We start from the raw sequence: 17,168 nt of genomic DNA, 5'->3' as shown, positions 1-17,168 counted from the left end.
ATGGAACAGATCCCCGACGCCGAGACCTCGGCTGTCACCGAGCCGACCCTGGCCCTGGCCGGACTGGGCAAGGCATCCAGCCGGCGCCGTACGGTCCTGCGCGGTGTCGCCCTCTCCAGCCTGACCCTGGGCGCCACCGCGCTGAGCTGGTCGCCGCTGGCGGGTCAGCGGGCGGCCCGGGCGGAGAACGGTCCCAACGGGCTCAAGGGCTGGGACCGGACCGACTGCAAGGATGCCTACCCCGACGGCTACAGCGAGGAGAAGGACACCGGCGGCTCGTACGTGAACGAGCCGGCGGCCTGCTTCGGCGGTGACTTCATGGGCAGCATGTACTGCTCGTCGGGGTGGCACAAGAAGGGCACCGAGCGCGACGCCCCGATCCTCTACACGTACACGCCGATCTCCACCGCGTGCGGTTCGAGCACCACCAAGAACGCGTGGAAGTGGAAGACCGGCAACAAGGTGTGGCGTTGCTCGGACGGCAACACCCGCGTGTCCGGCGGCGGATCGACGCGCACGTACCTGACGATCTGCCGCGCTCGGGCCTGATGACGGTCGTTACGCCACGGCGCGTGCTGTGGCACCCGCTTGTCGCCGCGGCACTGATCGGTGCCGCGGCGACCGGCGGCGTTCTGCTGCACATCGGTGCCGTTTCCGTGGCCGCACTCATCGGGTGGCTGGTCGCGGGTGCGGCAGGCGGCTTCGCCGTCAGCGGCTCCACTTGAAGCCGCAACTCGGCCTTCGTGCTGAACTCGCCGGTCGGGCGAGGTTATCCACAAATCTCCTTCTGTCTGGGGCAGGTGCTCGGTGCGCTGGTCACCGCGCTCGGTGCCCTCGTGGTCGGCTCCCTTCTGCGTCTGGCGGCACCGTCAGGCGTGTGGGTCGTGCTGCTGGTGTGCTGGTTCGCCGTCATCACCGTGCGGGAGTTCGGGCTGCTGTCGTTCGGGCTGCCGCAGAATGCCCGTCTGGTGCCCGTGACGGTGTTCCGTCATGGACGGTTCTTCGGTCCGTTGCAGTTCGGCCTTGAGATGGGCACCGGCCTGCGCACCTACGTCACCAGCGGCTTGCCGTACGTTCTGCTGCCGGCCGTCGCCCTGCTCGCGTCACCGGGCGCCGCACTGGTCGCGGGCCTGGGCTTCGGGCTGGGCCGTTCCCTCATGACGACGTCCAACCTGCGGTTCAGCGACGACAACTCGTGGGACCTGGAGTTCTCCCTCTACGAGCGGTGGATCAAGGCCATTCTGGTCCTGGCGTTCGCCGGGGGGATCTTCGCTGCGGTGATCTGAGAAATTTCCTCCGGCGCCTGCAACAGGTGCTCCGGCTCCGGCGTACTAGTTGGAGGAAAACGGAGGTGACATGACGGACACGACGTTCGACGAGTTCGTGCGGCAGGCGCTGCCCGGTCTGGCTCGCTACGCCTACGTGCTCGCCGGCGATCGGCACGCGGCCGAGGACCTGCTGCAGGACTCCCTGGTGAAAACCATGGGGGCATGGTCGCGAATCAGGCGGGACGGCAACCCGGTCGGCTACGTCAAGACCATCATGGCCCGGACGAATGTCAGCTGGTGGCGTCGGCGGCGCCCGTCCGTGGCGGTCAGTGAAACCCTGGCCGCCACGGACGGGGCCCTGGCCGGGGTGGAACATCGCGATGAACTGCGCCGGGCACTGGCCACGCTGCCGCCCCTGCAACGGACGGTTCTCGTTCTCGGTTTCCTCGATGAGGCCGAGGACGAGGAGATCGCCGGTCTGCTGCACCGCCGGCCCGCCACCATCCGTTCCCTGCGGCATCGCGCTCTGCGGAGTCTGCGCCGCGACCTTCGGATCGATGAGCTGCGGTCGCTCGACCGGGCAGCGGACCTTCAGGAGACGCCATGACGGAGAAGCTGGAAGAACTGCTGGCCGCCGAGTTCCGCGACGGCCCCTACGACCTGCCGGTCGACGCCGACCGGCTCACCACGACAGCGCGTCGGCGCCGGTCGCGCCGGACCGCCGGCACCGCCGCGGCAGCCGTCTGCGCGGTAGCCCTGGGAGCCACCACGGGAATCAGCATGCTCAACGCCTCCGGTCCGGGACCCGCAGATCTCCAGCCGGCCGGTCCCGCACTGTCGATCTCATCCGCACCGGCGACGCCGGCACTGGCGCCACTGCGGATCCGGGCGGACAGCGTGCAGATCGGCGAGGCCGTGGTGCGCGGGCTTCCCGCCGAGGCCGAGTTGCTGAACACGGCGGGAGCCGCTGACCAGCCGCCGGCCGCCGCGCTGCCCAGCACCGGCGACCGGGCCCTGCTCTCGGTGCCGGGCGAGCAGGACGCCGAGACCCGGCTCACCGTCGTAGTCGACGCCCAGGACCATCCTGGCCTGCCCGGGGAACCCGAACCTCAGGACTGGTTCGGTTCCCTCGGCGGCGCAAAGGCTCTGCTGACGGTCGACGACAGCGCACAGACGACCTATTTCACGATGAACACCCCGACGGGCCGCCGCTGGGACCTGGCAGCGACCGGCGCCGACGCCACCGCTCGGCTCGCCCTCATCAAGGACGTGGCTGTCGCGACGGCCCCGGGGCGCTGATTCACCGGCGCGAGCCGGCGCCTCCGGTCCGGACCGGCCTGCCCACACCAACGAGCTGAGGCGCGAGCCGGCTGATCAGGGCGACCAGTGTCGCCGCGCATCCGACGACCATCCGATCCGTCACGGCGGCGTCCGCACCCGGCGCTGACGCCGCCACGATCACAGCGCCACAGAACATCCAGGCCCGCACCACCACGCTCCAGGAGACGGCGCTGTCGCCGTCGAAGCAGCCACAGGGCGTTCCGGGTCGCCGAATGCGCAGCACCGTGGTGTAGACACCGAATGCCGCGTACACCGCCGACGCCGGGATCATCAACGGCCAACTTGCCGTCAGCCACCCGGCGACGGCACCGGCACCGGCGCCGACCTCGACGACGGCGACCACCGCGGCCAACGGCCGGTACGACCACCGCGGAACCATGCGCTGCGCCGCCAGTACCGCCGCGAGATGCACCCGCCGGCGTAGATGCCCGACGCCGGCGGCCAACAGCAGCAGCGCGCCACCCACCGCTGTCGCTGTGGCGATCTGCTGATGCATTCGATCTTCTCCTTCCCGGACGGTGTCAGCGGCGTACGTCGGCGCGACCGGTCCACATCGGAAGGCCGGCCTCCCGCCACGCCTGCACCCCGCCGACCATGTCGGTGGCCCGGTGCAGCCCCACCGCGCGCAGACTCGCCGCCGCCAGGCTCGAGCTGTAACCGTGCCGGCAGACCACGATCACCGGAACGTCGTAGCCGGTGGCCTCGGGAATCCGGTGCGGGTACGCCGGGTCGAGCCGCCACTCCAGGACGGTGCGGTCGATGACCAGGGCGCCGGGAAGGTCGCCCTGCTCCCGCCGTTGGACATCGGTGCGGGTGTCGATCAGCAGCGCGCCCGCTTCGGCCGCCGCGAGCACCTCATGCGGCAGCAACCGCCGCACGCCCACGCGGGCCTCATCGAGAAGCGCCTGAACGCCGCGCGGCCGCTCGCCGCGAGCCGGGGTGCTGGTCATCGAGGTTCCTTCGTCATCATGCGGCGGGCGGTGTCGAGCCTGCGGGTCACGCCCTGCCGGTCGAGGTACTCCAGCAGCGGCACCGCCACCCGTCGGCTGGTGTCCCATGCCGCGCGGGCCTGGCTCACCGTGAACGGCTGCCGCAGCGCGGCGACCCGCCGCAGCGCCTCGGCGGGCGCGCCGGGCAGCAGATGGACGCCGTCGGTGACCCGGATCAGAACACCCGCGGTCACGGCGGCGGCCAGATGCTGCCGGGACAGACCCAGGCGGGCGAGATCCTCGGCGCCGGGCGCGGCGAACGGGGCGTCATGCAACCTGGCACAGATCTCGTCCAGCGCGCGGCGCACCGGCTCCGGGAAGCGGATCCCGGTGTCCCGGCCGTGTACGCCGCTGCCGTCCAGCACCAGCCCCGCCTCGGCGGCCAGGGCGCCGACCAGCCGCGCATCGGTGATCCCGGCCCGGCGAGCCGCGGCGTCGGGGACGATGCCGGGAGACAACGGGTTCGCCGCCGCCCACTCGTCGACGACCCGGTGCAGTGCGGCCGCCCATTGCTTCCACACGACCGGGTCGACCAGCCACCCGCCGGCGGCGACCACCCCGTCCGGATCGGCGTCCCCCGGGGCCAGGACACCGGCCGTGACCAGCGCCTCGCGCCGGACCGCGCCACGGCGGCCCACCTCCTCGGCGACCGTCGGACGATCACGCATCCCGGCCAGAGCAGTGGCCCGCCGCCGGGCGTCGCCGCGGGCGTGCAGTCCCGGCGGCATGGTGTCGAGGACGACGAACCCGGCGACGACGTGCTGGGCGCCCGGATCACGGAGCAGGCCCCGCTCGCCGATGTGCAACGGCAACGGCGTCGCCAAGGTGAGGCGGGCGGCAGACGGGCCGAGCATCCGCACGCGTACGGCCACCGCCGCCGACCCCAGGTGCAGAGTCAGCTGGGCGGGCAGCCGGTCGGCGGCCCGGACCAGGCGCACGTCCATGGACGTGACCGGAGCGAAGGCGCCCGGCTGGACCAGAGCGTGGCCCCTGCGTACCTCGTCGGTGCTCAGCCCGCGCAGGTTGACCGCGAGCCGGGAGACCGCGCCCGCCCGGTCGACGTCGGTTTTGAGGCTCTGCAGGCCGCGGACCTGCACGGTACGGCCGGACGGGTAGAGCAGCAGCTCGTCGCCGACCGCCACGGTTCCGGACGCCAGCGTCCCGGTCACCACGGTGCCGCTGCCCCGCACGCTGAACGACCGGTCCACCCACAGTCGCGCCGGTCCCGGCGCCGGTGCGGGAAGTGCGCGGGTGAGATCCCGCAGAGTGTCCCGCAGCGTCGCAAGACCCTGACCGGTTACGGCGGAGACCGCGACCGCCGGGATCCCGGCCAGGCCGGTGCCGTCCAGCCGCTCGCGGGCCTGCGCGATCGCCGGGCCGGGATCGGCCAGGTCGCTGCGGGTGACGGCGAGAACCCCGTGGCGTACGTCAAGCGCGTGCAAAGCTGCCAGGTGCTCCGCCGACTGCTGCCGCCAGCCCTCGTCGGCGGCGACGACGAACATCACGGCGGTGACCGGGCCGACCCCGGCGAGCATGTTCGTCACGAACCGCTGATGGCCCGGCACGTCGACGAACGCGGTCATCTCGTCGTCGGCGAGGCTCGTCCACGCGAAGCCGAGGTCGATGGTCATGCCGCGGCGGCGTTCCTCTGCCCACCGGTCGGGTTCCATCCCGGTGAGGGCACGCACCAGCGTCGACTTGCCGTGGTCGACGTGCCCGGCGGTCGCGATCACGAACACGCGCGCTCCACGGCCTCGACGAGGGTTTCGTCGTCGGCCGGCGGGACGCAGCGCAGGTCCAGCAGCAGGTGGCCGTCGTGGACCCGGCCGACCACGCACGGCATGCCGCGACGCAGCGGCGCGGCCAGTTCGGCCGGGAGCCGCACGGCCCAGCCGGGCAATGTCAGGCCCGGCGCCGAGCCGCCGCCGACCACACCGTCGCTGGCCGTCACCGTCGCCGCGACACCGGATGCCACCAGCCGGGCGGCCAGTTTGCCGGCGCGTTCGCGCAGCTCGACCGGGTCGGCATGCAGAGCCGTAGCGGTGGGGGTGACCGGCCGGCGCAGGGTCGCCTCCAGCGCGGCGAGGGTCAGCTTGTCGACGCGCAGGGCCCGGGCGATCGGGTGGCGGCGCAGCTTCTCGATCATGTCGCGGTCGCCGAGCAGCAGTCCGGCCTGCGGGCCGCCTAGCAGCTTGTCGCCGCTGGCGGTGACGATCGTGGCGCCGTTCCGCAGCCAGGTCGCGGCGTCGGGCTCGCCGGGCAGCAGGGGTTCGGGCCGCAGCAGGCCGGAGCCGATGTCGGCGACGACCGGCACACCCAGCCCGGCCAGTTCGGCGACGCCGACGCTGGAGGTGAAGCCTTCGATCCGATAGTTCGACGGGTGGACCTTGAGGATGAAACCGGTGTCCGGGCCGACCGCGCCGGCGTAGTCACGCAGGTGGACGCGGTTGGCGGCGCCGACCTCACGCAGCCGGGCACCGGCGCCGGCCAGCAGCTCGTGCAGGCGGAAGCCGTCACCGATCTCCACCATCTCGGACCGGGCCACGACGATCTCCCGGCCGGCCGCCAGGGCGGTGGCCGCCAACACGAGCGCGGCCGCCCCGTTGTTCACCACATGCACGTCGCCGGCGTCCGGGACGGCAGCGCGCAACGCCTCCAGGGTGCCGCGGCCGCGGCGGGCGCGGGCGCCGGTGGCCACGTCGTACTCGACGTCGACATAGCCGGCGGCGGCGGTGACCGCCTCGACGGCCGCCTCCGACAGCGGGGCCCGGCCGAGGTTGGTGTGCAGCACCACGCCGGTCGCGTTGATGACCCGTCGCAGCCTGACCGGGGTGGCCGGAAGCGCGGCGAGCGCGGTGTACAGGACCGCGGCGGGTTCGATGCGGCCGTCCCGGGCCAGTTGCTGGGCGTCACGGACGGCCTGTCTCACCAGGACCGGGCCGACCTGCCGGTGGGCGTCGGCCAGTAACGGGTCGGCGAGCAGGATGTCGGTGCGGGCGATGGCGCGGCGCGGATCGCCGCTCATCGCACCACCAGCGTGTGCTCGCCGTCGAAGGCGATCAGCTCACCGATCACCGTGCCGCCCGGGATCTCGCCGGCGACCAGCAGGCCCCCGGAGGTCTGCGCGTCGGCGAGCAGCAGCCGCTCCAGTTCGGTGACGTGCGGGCCGAAGCTGGTGTGGGGGTGCACCCAGTCGAGGTTGCGGCGCGACCCGCCGCTGACGAAACCGTCGCGTGCCGCCTCGCGAGCACCGTCGAGATAGGGCACGGCGGCCGCGTCGACGACCGCCGTCACCCGGCTCGCACGGGCGAGTTTGTGCAGGTGGCCGAGCAGACCGAAGCCGGTCACGTCGGTTGCGCAGACCACGCCCGCCGCCAGGGCGGCCTTGGATGCCGCCCGGTTCAAGGTGGTCATCGCGGCGACGGCCTGCGTGAACACCTCGCCGGTCGCCTTGTGGCGGGAGTTGAGCACGCCGACGCCCAGCGGCTTGGTCAGGCTCAGCGGGACACCGGGCCGGCCCGCATCGTTTCGCAGCAGACGGCGGGCGTCGCCGATCCCGGTGACCGCCAGCCCGTACTTCGGCTCGGCGTCATCGACGCTGTGCCCGCCGGCCAGATGGCAGCCGGCCTCGCGGGCGATGGCGTATCCGCCGCGCAACACCTCGGAGGCGACCGTCATCGGCAACAGGTCACGCGGCCAGGCCAGCAGGTTCACCGCGAGAACCGGGTCGCCGCCCATCGCGTACACGTCGGACAGGGCGTTCGCGGCGGCGATGCGGCCCCAGTCGTACGGGTCGTCGACCACCGGTGTGAAGAAGTCGGTGGTCGCGATGATCGCGGTGTCACCGTCGAGCCGGACGGCCGCCGCGTCGTCACCGGACTCCAGGCCGACGAGCAGTTCCCACGGCGACGGCACCGGGCCGCCATCGAAGACCCCGGTGAGCGCGGACTCCAGCTCACCCGGCGGGATCTTGCAGGCACAACCGCCACCGCGAGCGAACTGGGTCAGGCGCAACGAATCCTCGACCAGGTCCATCCGACGTTTCCCCCCGTAGACGTCTTATGGCGGAGGCGGACAGGAATCGAACCCGCCGGCCAGGCTGAGCCAGGCCCACCCGCTTTGAAGGCGGGGGAGACCACCAGGAACTCAAACGCCTCCATGCATGGATGGATCTTAGACCACGCCCTTCTTCGTGATCGCGACATGGCCGACGGTGGGCAGTCCGACCGAGGGGCAGGATCACCAGCTCTCCGGTATCTCGAGCCGGACGCGCCCTCCGATGCCACGGGGCCGACCAGGCCGGCAGCCAACGCCCCGGCCGGCGCGGTAACGCTGAACAAGTGGACACACCTGGGAGGACCGCAATGTGGGCTTCTTCCAGGGTGACATCGACGCGGCTCGGGCACGTACCTTTCAACATCATCTATCTGAATCGAGGAGTGCGGCCGGTGGCGGCAGTTCCCGCCGCGGACCGCCCGGTACCTGCCGTCACGCCGTCGCGGGCGGTGGCCGAGGCCCGTACGGCGATCCGCGGTCGTGGTCCGGCCATCCACGGTGCCGCCGGTGATGCGTACCGTGAGGTCGATGTCGTGGCCGATCCGGCCGGCCGGCGGCACGTGCGTTTCACCCGTACCCATCGGGGTCTCGATGTTCTCGGCGGTGACTTCGTCGTGCACACGGACGCCACCGGCGCGTACACCGGTGTGACCATCGCCCAGCGGACGGCCGTCGACGTCCCGGTGACACCAGTGATCACCCGCAAACGCGCCATCGCCGTGGCCGGGCGCCGGTTCGCTGGCGCCCGCGCGAGGACGAACGCGCGGCTGGTCGTGGACGCGTTCGAGAGCACGCCGGCGTTGGCGTGGGAGGTGACCGTCTCCGGGACGGCGCCGGGCGGGATCCCCAGCGACCTGGTCGTCGTGGTCGACGCCGGCACCGGGAAGGTGCGGCGCGCCTACGACGAGGTGCACGCCGCCGACAGCGCGACCGGCAACGGTGTGCACGCCCGTACGGTCTCGATCAGCACCACCGCGGCCCAGGACGGATGGGTGATGATCGATCCGGACCGTGGCGGCAACGCCGTCCGGGACGCCGGAAACCTGATCGATCCCGGTCTGACGACGTCACCATTGTTCACCGACGCCGACAACGTGTGGGGTGACGGCACCCTCACCGACCGGGCGTCGGTCGCCGTCGACGCCCACTACGGCCTGGCCAAGGCCTGGGACTACTTCGAGCAGACGTTCGGCCGGTCCGGGATCGCCGACGACGGCAAGGGCACGACGGCGTACGTCCACTACAGCCGCATCTACAAGAATGCGTTCTGGCGCAGTTCCTGCCACTGCATGTTCCTCGGCGACGGCCAGCCGGTCCCGTGGACCACCCTGGACATCGTCGCCCACGAACTGGCGCACGGGCTCACCGACCAAACCGCGGACCTCGTCTACACCGGCGAGGCCGGCGCCCTCAACGAGGCGAACAGCGACATCTTCGCCACCCTGGTCGAGTTCTTCGTCAACAGCCGCATCGACGGGCCGGACTACACCATCGGCGAGGACGTCACCACCAGCGGGTCCCCGCTGCGCTACATGGCCGAGCCGAGCAAGGACGGCAGATCCGCCTCCTGCTGGACCCCGCAGGTGAAGGACCTCGACGTCCACCACGGCTCCGGGATCGGCAACAAGTTCTTCTACCTGCTCGCCGTCGGCAGCGGCACCACACCCGGCCGGGGCACCAGCACCCCCTGCAACGGTGCTCCCGCGGTGACCGGAATCGGCAACGACAAGGCCGCCCGGATCTGGTACCAGGCGCTCACCGCCTACATGGTGTCCAACACCAACTGGTCCGGCGCCCGCGAGGCCACCCTCAAAGCGGCCGTCGACCTGTACGGGGCCGGCAGCACCGAAGCCGGCACGGTGCAGGCCGCCTGGCTCGCGGTCGGTGTCGACGGCACCGACCAGATCCCCACCCCACCGGTCGACCCGGTCATCAAACCGATCGCCGACGTCATCACCATGGTCGGCCAACCGGTCCACATCCAGGTCACCGCCACCGACCCGCAACACCATCAGGTCACCTTCAGCGCCAAGAGCCTGCCCGCCGGCATCACCATCTCCCCCGACGGCCTGATCAGCGGCACCCCGACGACCACCGGATCCGGCACGATGGTCCTCACCGCCACCGACAGCGACGGCCAGAGCGCCACCCTCACCGTGCCGTGGACCGTCGGACCGGCACTACCCGCCCCGCCCGCCGGCGTCTCCGTCACCGGCGGCAACGGCACCGCACTCGTCACCTGGACCGACCCGAGTCCCGCGCCGGCCACCCCGCTCACCGGCTACCAGGTCCGCGTCTCCCCCGGCACCACTCAAACCCTGCCGCCCACCGCACGGTCGACCACCATCACCGGCCTCGACACCCGCAAGACCTACACCATCGGGGTACGGGCCGTCAGCATCGTCGGCGACGGCCCCGAGCAGACCGTCACCCTCAGCCCGATCACGCTGCCGCTGGCCGTCTCCCCCACCGCCACCACCTACGCGGGCACGGTCACCCTCAACGGCCGGATCCCGCGCGGCGGCACCCCGATCGGTGGTGCCGTCGTCTACCTCGACCAACGACCCGCCGGCGCCGCCACCTGGACCCGCGCCGCCACCCTCAGAACCGACGCGAACGGCAACTGGACCCGCGCCCTCAAACCGGCGACGACGACCACCTACCGGGTCACCTACCCCGGCTCGTCCGGCATGTGGCCCGCCACGTCCACGACTGCCACCGCCACCGTCCGCTACGCCGCCACCGTCAAGGCCGGCACGCTCAAACCCAAACCCGGCAAGAAGATCAAGATCACCGGTACGGTCCGGCCCGCGCGCCCCGGCGTGAAGGTGACCCTGCAACGCTGGTCCGGCGGCAAGTGGATCAACGTCACCAACTCCAAGACCACCGCCACCGGCACCTACACGTTCTCCCGTGCCTTCCCCAAGGGAACCTGGACGCTCCGGGTCGTCGTCGCCGGCGGCTCCTACAACGCGACCGGCACCACCCGCTCCATCAGACTCGTCGCCAAGTAGCGCACACGGGCAGCCGTATCCATGGATACGGCTGCCCGTCGACGTACCGAAAGCAACCGGCCACCGGCTCGATCCCCAGCGTCTCGATCTCGGTCGGGGTGACCTCGTCCGGACGCCGGTCCGCCCACCGGTCGACGGCCTCGCGCGGATACCTGCCGAAGAGACGCGGATCGGGTCTCAGGCGCCGTTGACCTCGGCCAGGTAGGCGGTGGCCTTTTCCGGGTCGACGAACCAGTTGAGCAGGTCGTTCGGGTCGTTGAAGCCGGCCGCGAAGCGGCGGGCGATCTCCTCGTTCTGGGAGGCCGCGCCGAGCAGCTGCTGCACGTGCGGCGGGAGCGGCTGGAGCATGGCGTTGGTCCAGCCGGTCACCGCCTGGCCGTGCGCGGTCCAGAACGCCTCGAACGTGTCGGTCATCCACTGCTCGTCGAACGGCTGGTCGCCACGGGCCAGGACGGCCCGCAGGTAGTGGTTCGCGGCCTTGGCCGCCGTGTTGCTGCCCTGGCCGGTGATCGGGTCGTTGGCGATGACCACGTCGGCGAGGCCGAGCACCCGGCCGCCGCCGGGCAGGTGGCCGACCGGGTGACGGACGGTCGGCGTGTAGCGGCCGTGCAGGGTGGCCTTGTCGTCGGTGAGCCGCACGTTCGCGGCCCGCGCGGCGACCCAGGGCAGGTGCTCGCGGATCAGCTCGAGGGTGATCTCCAGGTGCTCCTCGGGCACCATCCGGCCGGTGTGACCGGCCCAGCGGTCCAGCGGGCCGCCCGGGATCGCCTCCCAGAAGAGGATGTCGCACGGACCGGTGTGGGTCAGGGCGGGGATCACGAACAGCTCGCCGAGGCCGGGCAGGGCGTGGAAGCCGACGTGCGGCTCCGGCCACTCCGGGTCCGGCGCGAGACCGTGGACGTACGCGACGGCGAGGCCCCGCTGCGGCTCGGTGTACGGCGAGCGGGCCGGGTCCCGGTCGAACATCGCGACCAGGTCGCCCTTGCCCGCCGCGACCACGGTCAGGTCGTACCGGCCGAGCTGGGTGATCGCGTCGAGGTCCTGGGTGGTGACCGCGTTGTAGATCACCTCGATGCCGCGCTCCTCGGCGTCCTCCAGCCAGTGGGCCATCTTGATCCGCTGGTCGGTGGACTGGGCGGGGCGCTCCAGCGGCGCGTTGAAGGCCAGCGCCAACCGGCCCTTCTCGACGGAGAGCTGGGGGCGCAGGCCGTGGATCGGCGGCGCCTGGTCCTCCCAGTGGTTCAGCCCGTACGCCCGCTCGGTGTTCAGCGACAGGTCGAACATCGCCTGGGTGGAGGTGGGCCAGCCGGTCCGGATCTCGTCCGGTGTGCGCGCCGACATGAGGGTGACCTCGTAGCCCTCGGCCCGCAGGCCGAGTGCGAGTTGAAGACCGGCCTGGCCGGCCCCGACAATCAGGATCTTGCGCATGTTGTTGTCTCCTGTAGTACTGACCGACGTTCGGTCGCGTGGTCCACAACGGTCAGTAACGCGCGCGCGACGTTTCGCGGTTCGCGGACGTCCGCGGCGATCAGCGGGATGTGTGGGGGCAGGGTCAGCGCCTCCCGTACCGCGGAGAGCTCGTGGGTCTGAACGCCGTGGAACGGGTTGACGCAGACGATCCAGGGCACCGTCGCGTCGTTCTCGAAGTAGTTGACCGCGGCGAACGAGTTCTCCAGGTTGTTGGTGTCGACCAGGACCACGGCGCCGACCGCACCGCGAACCAGGTCGTCCCACATCGGCCAGAAGCGGGGCTGGCCCGGCGTGCCGAACAGGTACAGCACGAGGGAGTCGTCGATGGTCACCCGGCCGAAATCCATCGCGACCGTGGTGGTGACCTTGTCGATGCCCGGGTCAAGCCGGTCGATCTGGGCCGCCGCCGCGGTCATCCAGGACTCGGTGCGGATCGCCGGGATCTCCGAGATCGCCTCGACGGCGGTGGTCTTGCCGACGCCGAAGCCGCCGGCGATGACGATCTTCGCCGAGGTCAGCCGCCTGTTCAGGTTCGCCTCACGTGAGTCGGAGAAGGCCGGCACGAAGTCTCTCCAGGAGCGCTAGGTCTTGCGAGGAACGGGTGTCATGCACGACTAGCTGACCGATTTTGAGCAGGTCATTGATCAGCAGGCGGGTCAGGCCGAGCGGCAGGCCGCAGGTCGCCGACAGCTCGGCGACCGAACACATCCGGCGGGCCTGCTCGTAGAGCGACCGGGAGGCCGGGGCCAGGCTGGCGGCGAGGGCCGGGTCGTACCGGTCGCCGGTGGAGACCAGGGTGTGCATCAACAGCGGGTTGCGGCTGCTGGTGCGACCCCGGGCGGTCATGTACGGGCGCACCTTCCAGTGCAGCCCCGGCCTTCGGGCCATCGGTGCCTCCGATCAGCGAGCCGGCGCGGGCAGGGTGTTCTGGTGCAGCGCGTGACGGGTCTCCGGGGTGAGCGCGTGACCGACGGCCTGACTGAATGTGGTCATGGCATATCCCAGTTGGCCGATCTGGGTCTGCGGCTGGGCGGAGACCAGCAGCGCCGCGACGAACTCGCCGGACAGGTCATCGATGCGCAGGAAGGCCAGATGGCCGTTCGGGTAGCGGATGCTCAGGTTCTCCGGGGCGCCGAGCTGGAGGAGGCCACCGAGCTGGCCGGTGATCCCGAGGAATCCGGCGGCGAGCGCGGCGACGCTCTCCGTGTGCTCGCGGCTCAGGTGGCCGGAGGAGGCGAGTTGCAGGCCGTCGGCGGAGACCAGGACGACCGCGGTGATCGTCGGCACCTCGCGGACGAGCTGGCCGATCAGCCAGGACACGTCCGGTTGGCCGCCGTCGGCCCCTTCGCTGGCACCGGCGGGGAAACGGTAGTCAGTCATCGCGGTCCTTCGGTTCTTCCTGGGGGGCGGCACTTTGCTGGGGGGCGTTGGCTCGGGCCGCGTCCACGCCGGCGTTGAAGTCGGCGGCGTCGTCGTGCCAAGCGGTCCGGTGCCGCTGGGCCGGGACCGGGGGTGGCGGCGCGCCTGCGCCGCGGACACTGGCCGGAACGCGGCGGGGCATCGGCTTCTGCAGCGTGGGGAGCACCATCGTCACGTCGTTCTGATGGTTACCCGCGGGCGGAGGCGCGGGCGCATGCGCGGGCATCGGGTCGTGCCGCGGCGCCTCGCAGAGCAGGTCCGCGCCGATCAGCAGCATCGCGGTCGTGCCCCGCGGCTGCCGGGGCACCAGGCGCACCCGCAGCGACGCGTGGCGATGGGTGAGCACGGCGGCCACGGTGAGGCCCAGGTGCCCCGGATGCAGCTCACTGGCGGCGGGCTCGGCCGGGTCCGACAGCAGCCGCTCGATCCACGGCAGGTGCGCCGGGTTGAGTCCGATCCCGACGTCCTCGACGCGGATCACCACGTCACCGTCACCGGTCAGGTGCGCGGCGATGGTGACCGGCTCGGTCGGCGGAGAATAGCGGTCGGCGTTGTCGATCAGCTCGGTCAGGATCCGGATCACGTCGTCGGCCGCGACCGCCACCACCGCGAGGTCGGCGATCGGGCCGAAGTGCAGGCGCTCGTAGTGCTCGACCGCCGCGCCGGCCGCGTGCGTGATGTCGTACAGCGAGGTGATCTGCTGATCCGGGTCGTCGAGCGGCTCGCCGGTGAGGACCCGCAGGTTCTCGGCGAGGCGGCGGACCCGGGTGACGGAGTGATCGATCCGGAACAGGACCTGGCGGCGCTCGGCGTCCTGCTCGCGGAACTCGGCTTCGCCGATGTGGTGAACGGCCTCCCAGGTGAGAGTGAGGAGGCGGAGCGCGAACTCGCCGGCGATCGGGCGCCACGGATCCGGCGGCGCGACCGCGGGCGCCGGCGCCGTTTCCGGTACGGCTTCCGGCACGACGAGGGGCCGCCGCCGGCGTGACCAGCTCAGCCAGCGACCTGCTGCGGGCATCGATTACTCCCCAATCAGCCTTCTGTCTCACCGAGGCGGAGGAAGATCACCGGCTACGGAGTCTGTACCGTACCCGCCCGATTGTCCGGATGGCTATCAGCGGTATCTCACACACTTTCGACGTGCTCGAACTCCACTGACCCGGCTGTCGGTGGCCGCGATACTGGACCGGTGCGCCTGATCGACCATCACTGTCACGGCGTGGTGACCGAGCCGCTCGACCGGGCCGGGTTCGAGTCGCTCCTGACCGAATCGGACCGGGCGGCGCCGCCGGGCTGCTCGATGTTCGACTCGCAGCTGGGGTTCGCCGTACGGCGCTGGTGTGCGCCGGTGCTGGGCCTGGATCCGCACGCGGAGCCGGAGGTGTACCTGGCCCGGCGTCGCGAGCTGGGAGCGGACGAGGTGAACCGGCGGCTGCTGCGGGCGGCCGGCGTCGACGTGTTCCTGATCGACTCCGGGTACCGCGCCGGCGAGTTGTTGGACGGACCGGAGATGGCGGCGGCCTCCGGGGCGGCGGTTCGCGGGATCGTACGCCTGGAAGCGGTTGCCGAAGCGCTGCCGGAGGTGACCGCGGCGGGTTTCGCGGGCGCGTTCGCGGCGGCCCTCGACCGGGCCGTGGCGGGCGCGGCCGGTGTGAAGTCGATCGTCGCCTACCGGTACGGCCTGGATTTCGATCCGCTGCCGCCGAGCCGGCGGGAGGTGGCCCGGGCCGCGGGGAGATGGCTGCGCCGCGGCCGGCCACGGCTGGACGACCCGGTGCTGCTGCGCCATCTGATCTGGGGCGGTGTGGAGCGTGGCCTGCCCCTCCAGTTCCACGTCGGTTTCGGCGACCCGGACCTCGACCTGGCGCGCTGTGACCCGCTGCTGCTGACCGGCTTCCTGCGGGCGACCCGCGACCGGCACGTCGGCGTCATGCTGTTGCACTGCTATCCGTTCCACCGGCAGGCCGGTTACCTCGCGCACGCGTTTCCGCACGTGTACGTCGACGTCGGGCTGGCCGTCAACCATGTGGGCGCCCGTGCCCCGGCGGTCGTCGCCGAGTCGCTGGAGCTGGCCCCGTTCCACAAGGTGCTCTATTCCTCGGACGCGTTCGGGCTTGCCGAGCTGCATCATCTCGGCGCGCTGGCGTTCCGGCAGGCGTTCGAAGCGGTGACCGGTACGTGGGTGCGGGAGGGACGGTGGCCGGCGTCCGGCGCCACCCGGGTGGGAGAGCTGATCGGATCCGGTAACGCCGAGCGGGTCTACCGGCTATCAAGGGGAGATGGGTATGGCCGGGGTGCTTGAGTTGCGCGAGCGGGGTGTGCGCGGCGTCATCCTTTCGTACGTGGACACGGCCGGGATCAACCGCGTCAAGGCCGTGCCGCTGTCCCGATTGGAGCACGCCGTCCGATGGGGTGTCGGCATGTCGCCGGTGTTCGACGTCTTCCTCGCTGACGACTCGATCACGAGCACCGACCGGCTCGGCAGCCCCGATGGTGACCTGCGCCTGCGCCCGGATCTCGACCGGCTCGTGGTGCTGTCCGGGCAGCCGGGCTGGGCGTGGGCGCCGGCCGACCGGTTCACCCAGCACGGCGAGCCGTGGGTCGCCGATCAGCGTGGCTTCGCCCGGCGGATGGTGGGCCTGGCGGCGGCCGAGGGTGTGTCGTTCCGGATGGCGATCGAGGTGGAGTGGGCGGTCGGGCGCGACGGTGAGGATTTCGTCGCCGCGTGCCGCGGTCCGGCGTACGGGATGACCCGCCTGGTCGAGTTGAGCGACTACGCCCGCGATGTGCTGATCGCGCTGGAGGAGCAGGGCGTCCAGGTAGAACAGTTGCATCCGGAGTACGCGGCCGGGCAGTTCGAGGTGTCGGTCGCCGCCTCCGATCCGGTCGGCGCGGCCGACGACAGTGTCCTGGTGCGCGAGACCATCCGCGCGGTGTCTCACCGGCACGGGTTGCGGGCGTCGTTCGCGCCTGCGGTGGTCGCCGACCGGGTCGGTAACGGCGGCCACGTGCATCTGTCGGTGTGGCGTGACGGAACCAACCTGTTCGACGGCTTCCCGTCCGGTGCGGGCGGGTTCGCCGCGGCCGGGATCCTGGCCCACCTTCCGGCGCTGCTCGCGGTGGGCGCGCCCACCCCGGGAAGCTATCTGCGGTTGGTGCCGTCGCGCTGGGCGGGGGTTTTCGCCTGCTGGGGTGTGGAGACCCGGGAGACGGCCCTGCGGTTCGTGCCGGGGACCGCGGGTCTGGCCGGGGCGGCGAACCTGGAGGTGAAGTGCTTCGACCTGACCGCGAACCCGTACCTGCTGCTCGGTGCCCTGGTGGCGGCGGCGCTGGACGGGCTCGCCGGGCGGCTGCCGTTGCCGGAGCCCGTGACCGGGGATCCGGTGAATCTGCCGGGGGCGCCGCGGTTGCCGACGACTCTGGACGCGGCGGTGGGCGAGTTCGCGGCGGATGCGGTGTTGCGGGAGGCGTTCGGGACGACGCTGTTCGACGCGGTCGTGGCGGTCCGCCGGGCGGAGGCGGCCCGGTTCCGCGACGCCGGTCCGGAGGATGTGGCGGCCGCTCTGCGCTGGGTCTACTGACAGCCTTTCGGGTGGGCTGACAAAACGCGG

18 protein-coding genes and 1 tRNA gene are annotated in these 17,168 nt (G+C 71.7%); 8 read left to right on the top strand and 11 right to left on the bottom strand.

The window, feature by feature from the left end:
- The 5 genes from KZ829_RS36235 to KZ829_RS36215 all read left to right on the top strand — a co-directional run bounded on the left by KZ829_RS36235 (position 1) and on the right by KZ829_RS36215 (position 2,567).
- On the top strand, positions 1–549 hold the full coding sequence (locus KZ829_RS36235) for a hypothetical protein (RefSeq protein WP_220148351.1): 549 nt from the start codon (positions 1–3) through the stop codon (positions 547–549).
- A 23-nt stretch (positions 550–572) separates the two neighbouring features.
- Complete coding sequence (locus tag KZ829_RS36230) at positions 573–725, top strand: hypothetical protein (protein ID WP_183218789.1); 153 nt, start codon at positions 573–575, stop codon at positions 723–725.
- Between the two features lie 75 nt (positions 726–800).
- A complete protein-coding gene (locus tag KZ829_RS36225; protein ID WP_220148350.1) occupies positions 801–1,286 on the top strand; it encodes a hypothetical protein in 486 nt (161 codons plus the stop codon).
- A gap of 70 nt (positions 1,287–1,356) precedes the next feature.
- Positions 1,357–1,875 (top strand): SigE family RNA polymerase sigma factor, encoded by a 519-nt coding sequence (locus tag KZ829_RS36220; RefSeq protein WP_220148349.1) that lies wholly within the window; start codon positions 1,357–1,359, stop codon positions 1,873–1,875.
- Positions 1,872–2,567: a hypothetical protein gene (locus tag KZ829_RS36215; RefSeq protein WP_220148348.1), complete on the top strand. Its 696-nt coding sequence runs from the start codon at positions 1,872–1,874 to the stop codon at positions 2,565–2,567. The genes KZ829_RS36220 and KZ829_RS36215 overlap by 4 nt, the downstream gene beginning before the upstream one ends.
- A 1-nt stretch (position 2,568) precedes the next feature.
- On the opposite strand, the gene KZ829_RS36210 is transcribed toward KZ829_RS36215, so the two are convergent.
- The 6 genes from KZ829_RS36210 to KZ829_RS36185 form a co-directional block, all read right to left on the bottom strand.
- Entirely contained in the window at positions 2,569–3,105 is a 537-nt protein-coding gene (locus KZ829_RS36210; protein WP_220148347.1) for a MauE/DoxX family redox-associated membrane protein, read from the bottom strand.
- A gap of 25 nt (positions 3,106–3,130) precedes the next feature.
- Complete coding sequence (locus KZ829_RS36205) at positions 3,131–3,559, bottom strand: rhodanese-like domain-containing protein (protein ID WP_220148346.1); 429 nt, start codon at positions 3,557–3,559, stop codon at positions 3,131–3,133.
- Positions 3,556–5,337: a selenocysteine-specific translation elongation factor gene (selB, locus tag KZ829_RS36200; RefSeq protein WP_220148345.1), complete on the bottom strand. Its 1,782-nt coding sequence runs from the start codon at positions 5,335–5,337 to the stop codon at positions 3,556–3,558. Before selB ends, KZ829_RS36205 begins: the two co-directional genes overlap by 4 nt.
- The gene (gene selA / locus KZ829_RS36195; protein WP_220148344.1) at positions 5,328–6,623 is read right to left on the bottom strand and encodes an L-seryl-tRNA(Sec) selenium transferase; all 1,296 of its coding nucleotides are present in this window, start codon (positions 6,621–6,623) and stop codon (positions 5,328–5,330) included. Before selA ends, selB begins: the two co-directional genes overlap by 10 nt.
- The gene (gene selD, locus KZ829_RS36190) at positions 6,620–7,633 is read right to left on the bottom strand and encodes a selenide, water dikinase SelD (protein ID WP_220148343.1); all 1,014 of its coding nucleotides are present in this window, start codon (positions 7,631–7,633) and stop codon (positions 6,620–6,622) included. The genes selA and selD overlap by 4 nt, the downstream gene beginning before the upstream one ends.
- 27 nt (positions 7,634–7,660) lie before the next feature.
- Positions 7,661–7,756, bottom strand: a tRNA-Sec gene (locus KZ829_RS36185).
- A 290-nt stretch (positions 7,757–8,046) separates the two neighbouring features.
- On the opposite strand from KZ829_RS36185, the gene KZ829_RS36180 reads away from it, so the two are divergent.
- Positions 8,047–10,668 (top strand): M4 family metallopeptidase, encoded by a 2,622-nt coding sequence (locus tag KZ829_RS36180; RefSeq protein WP_220148342.1) that lies wholly within the window; start codon positions 8,047–8,049, stop codon positions 10,666–10,668.
- A gap of 177 nt (positions 10,669–10,845) precedes the next feature.
- Here KZ829_RS36180 and KZ829_RS36175 read toward each other — a convergent pair whose 3' ends face one another.
- The 5 genes from KZ829_RS36175 to KZ829_RS36155 are packed head-to-tail and all read right to left on the bottom strand — an operon-like array spanning position 10,846 to position 14,575.
- Positions 10,846–12,096: a styrene monooxygenase/indole monooxygenase family protein gene (locus KZ829_RS36175; RefSeq protein ID WP_220148341.1), complete on the bottom strand. Its 1,251-nt coding sequence runs from the start codon at positions 12,094–12,096 to the stop codon at positions 10,846–10,848.
- Positions 12,081–12,701, bottom strand: a complete 621-nt coding sequence (locus tag KZ829_RS36170; protein WP_220148340.1) for a GTP-binding protein — start codon at positions 12,699–12,701, stop codon at positions 12,081–12,083. The genes KZ829_RS36175 and KZ829_RS36170 overlap by 16 nt, the downstream gene beginning before the upstream one ends.
- The gene (locus KZ829_RS36165; RefSeq protein ID WP_220148339.1) at positions 12,676–12,984 is read right to left on the bottom strand and encodes a DUF742 domain-containing protein; all 309 of its coding nucleotides are present in this window, start codon (positions 12,982–12,984) and stop codon (positions 12,676–12,678) included. Before KZ829_RS36165 ends, KZ829_RS36170 begins: the two co-directional genes overlap by 26 nt.
- 54 nt (positions 12,985–13,038) lie before the next feature.
- Positions 13,039–13,518: a roadblock/LC7 domain-containing protein gene (locus KZ829_RS36160; RefSeq protein ID WP_220148338.1), complete on the bottom strand. Its 480-nt coding sequence runs from the start codon at positions 13,516–13,518 to the stop codon at positions 13,039–13,041.
- Positions 13,511–14,575, bottom strand: coding sequence for an ATP-binding protein (locus tag KZ829_RS36155; protein WP_220148337.1), 1,065 nt, complete (start codon positions 14,573–14,575; stop codon positions 13,511–13,513). Before KZ829_RS36155 ends, KZ829_RS36160 begins: the two co-directional genes overlap by 8 nt.
- Before the next feature lie 171 nt (positions 14,576–14,746).
- Between KZ829_RS36155 and KZ829_RS36150 the strand changes: the two genes are divergently transcribed.
- Both KZ829_RS36150 and KZ829_RS36145 read left to right on the top strand, forming a co-directional pair.
- Positions 14,747–15,859: an amidohydrolase family protein gene (locus tag KZ829_RS36150; RefSeq protein ID WP_308285813.1), complete on the top strand. Its 1,113-nt coding sequence runs from the start codon at positions 14,747–14,749 to the stop codon at positions 15,857–15,859.
- Positions 15,843–17,138, top strand: coding sequence for a type I glutamate--ammonia ligase (locus tag KZ829_RS36145; protein ID WP_281428326.1), 1,296 nt, complete (start codon positions 15,843–15,845; stop codon positions 17,136–17,138). Before KZ829_RS36150 ends, KZ829_RS36145 begins: the two co-directional genes overlap by 17 nt.
- Positions 17,139–17,168 lie beyond the last annotated feature (30 nt).

This window comes from Actinoplanes hulinensis, assembly GCF_019429605.1.
Taxonomy (GTDB): domain Bacteria; phylum Actinomycetota; class Actinomycetes; order Mycobacteriales; family Micromonosporaceae; genus Actinoplanes; species Actinoplanes campanulatus.
Note: the sequence above shows the minus strand (reverse complement) of the source record. Positions and strands in the feature narration are given on the sequence as shown.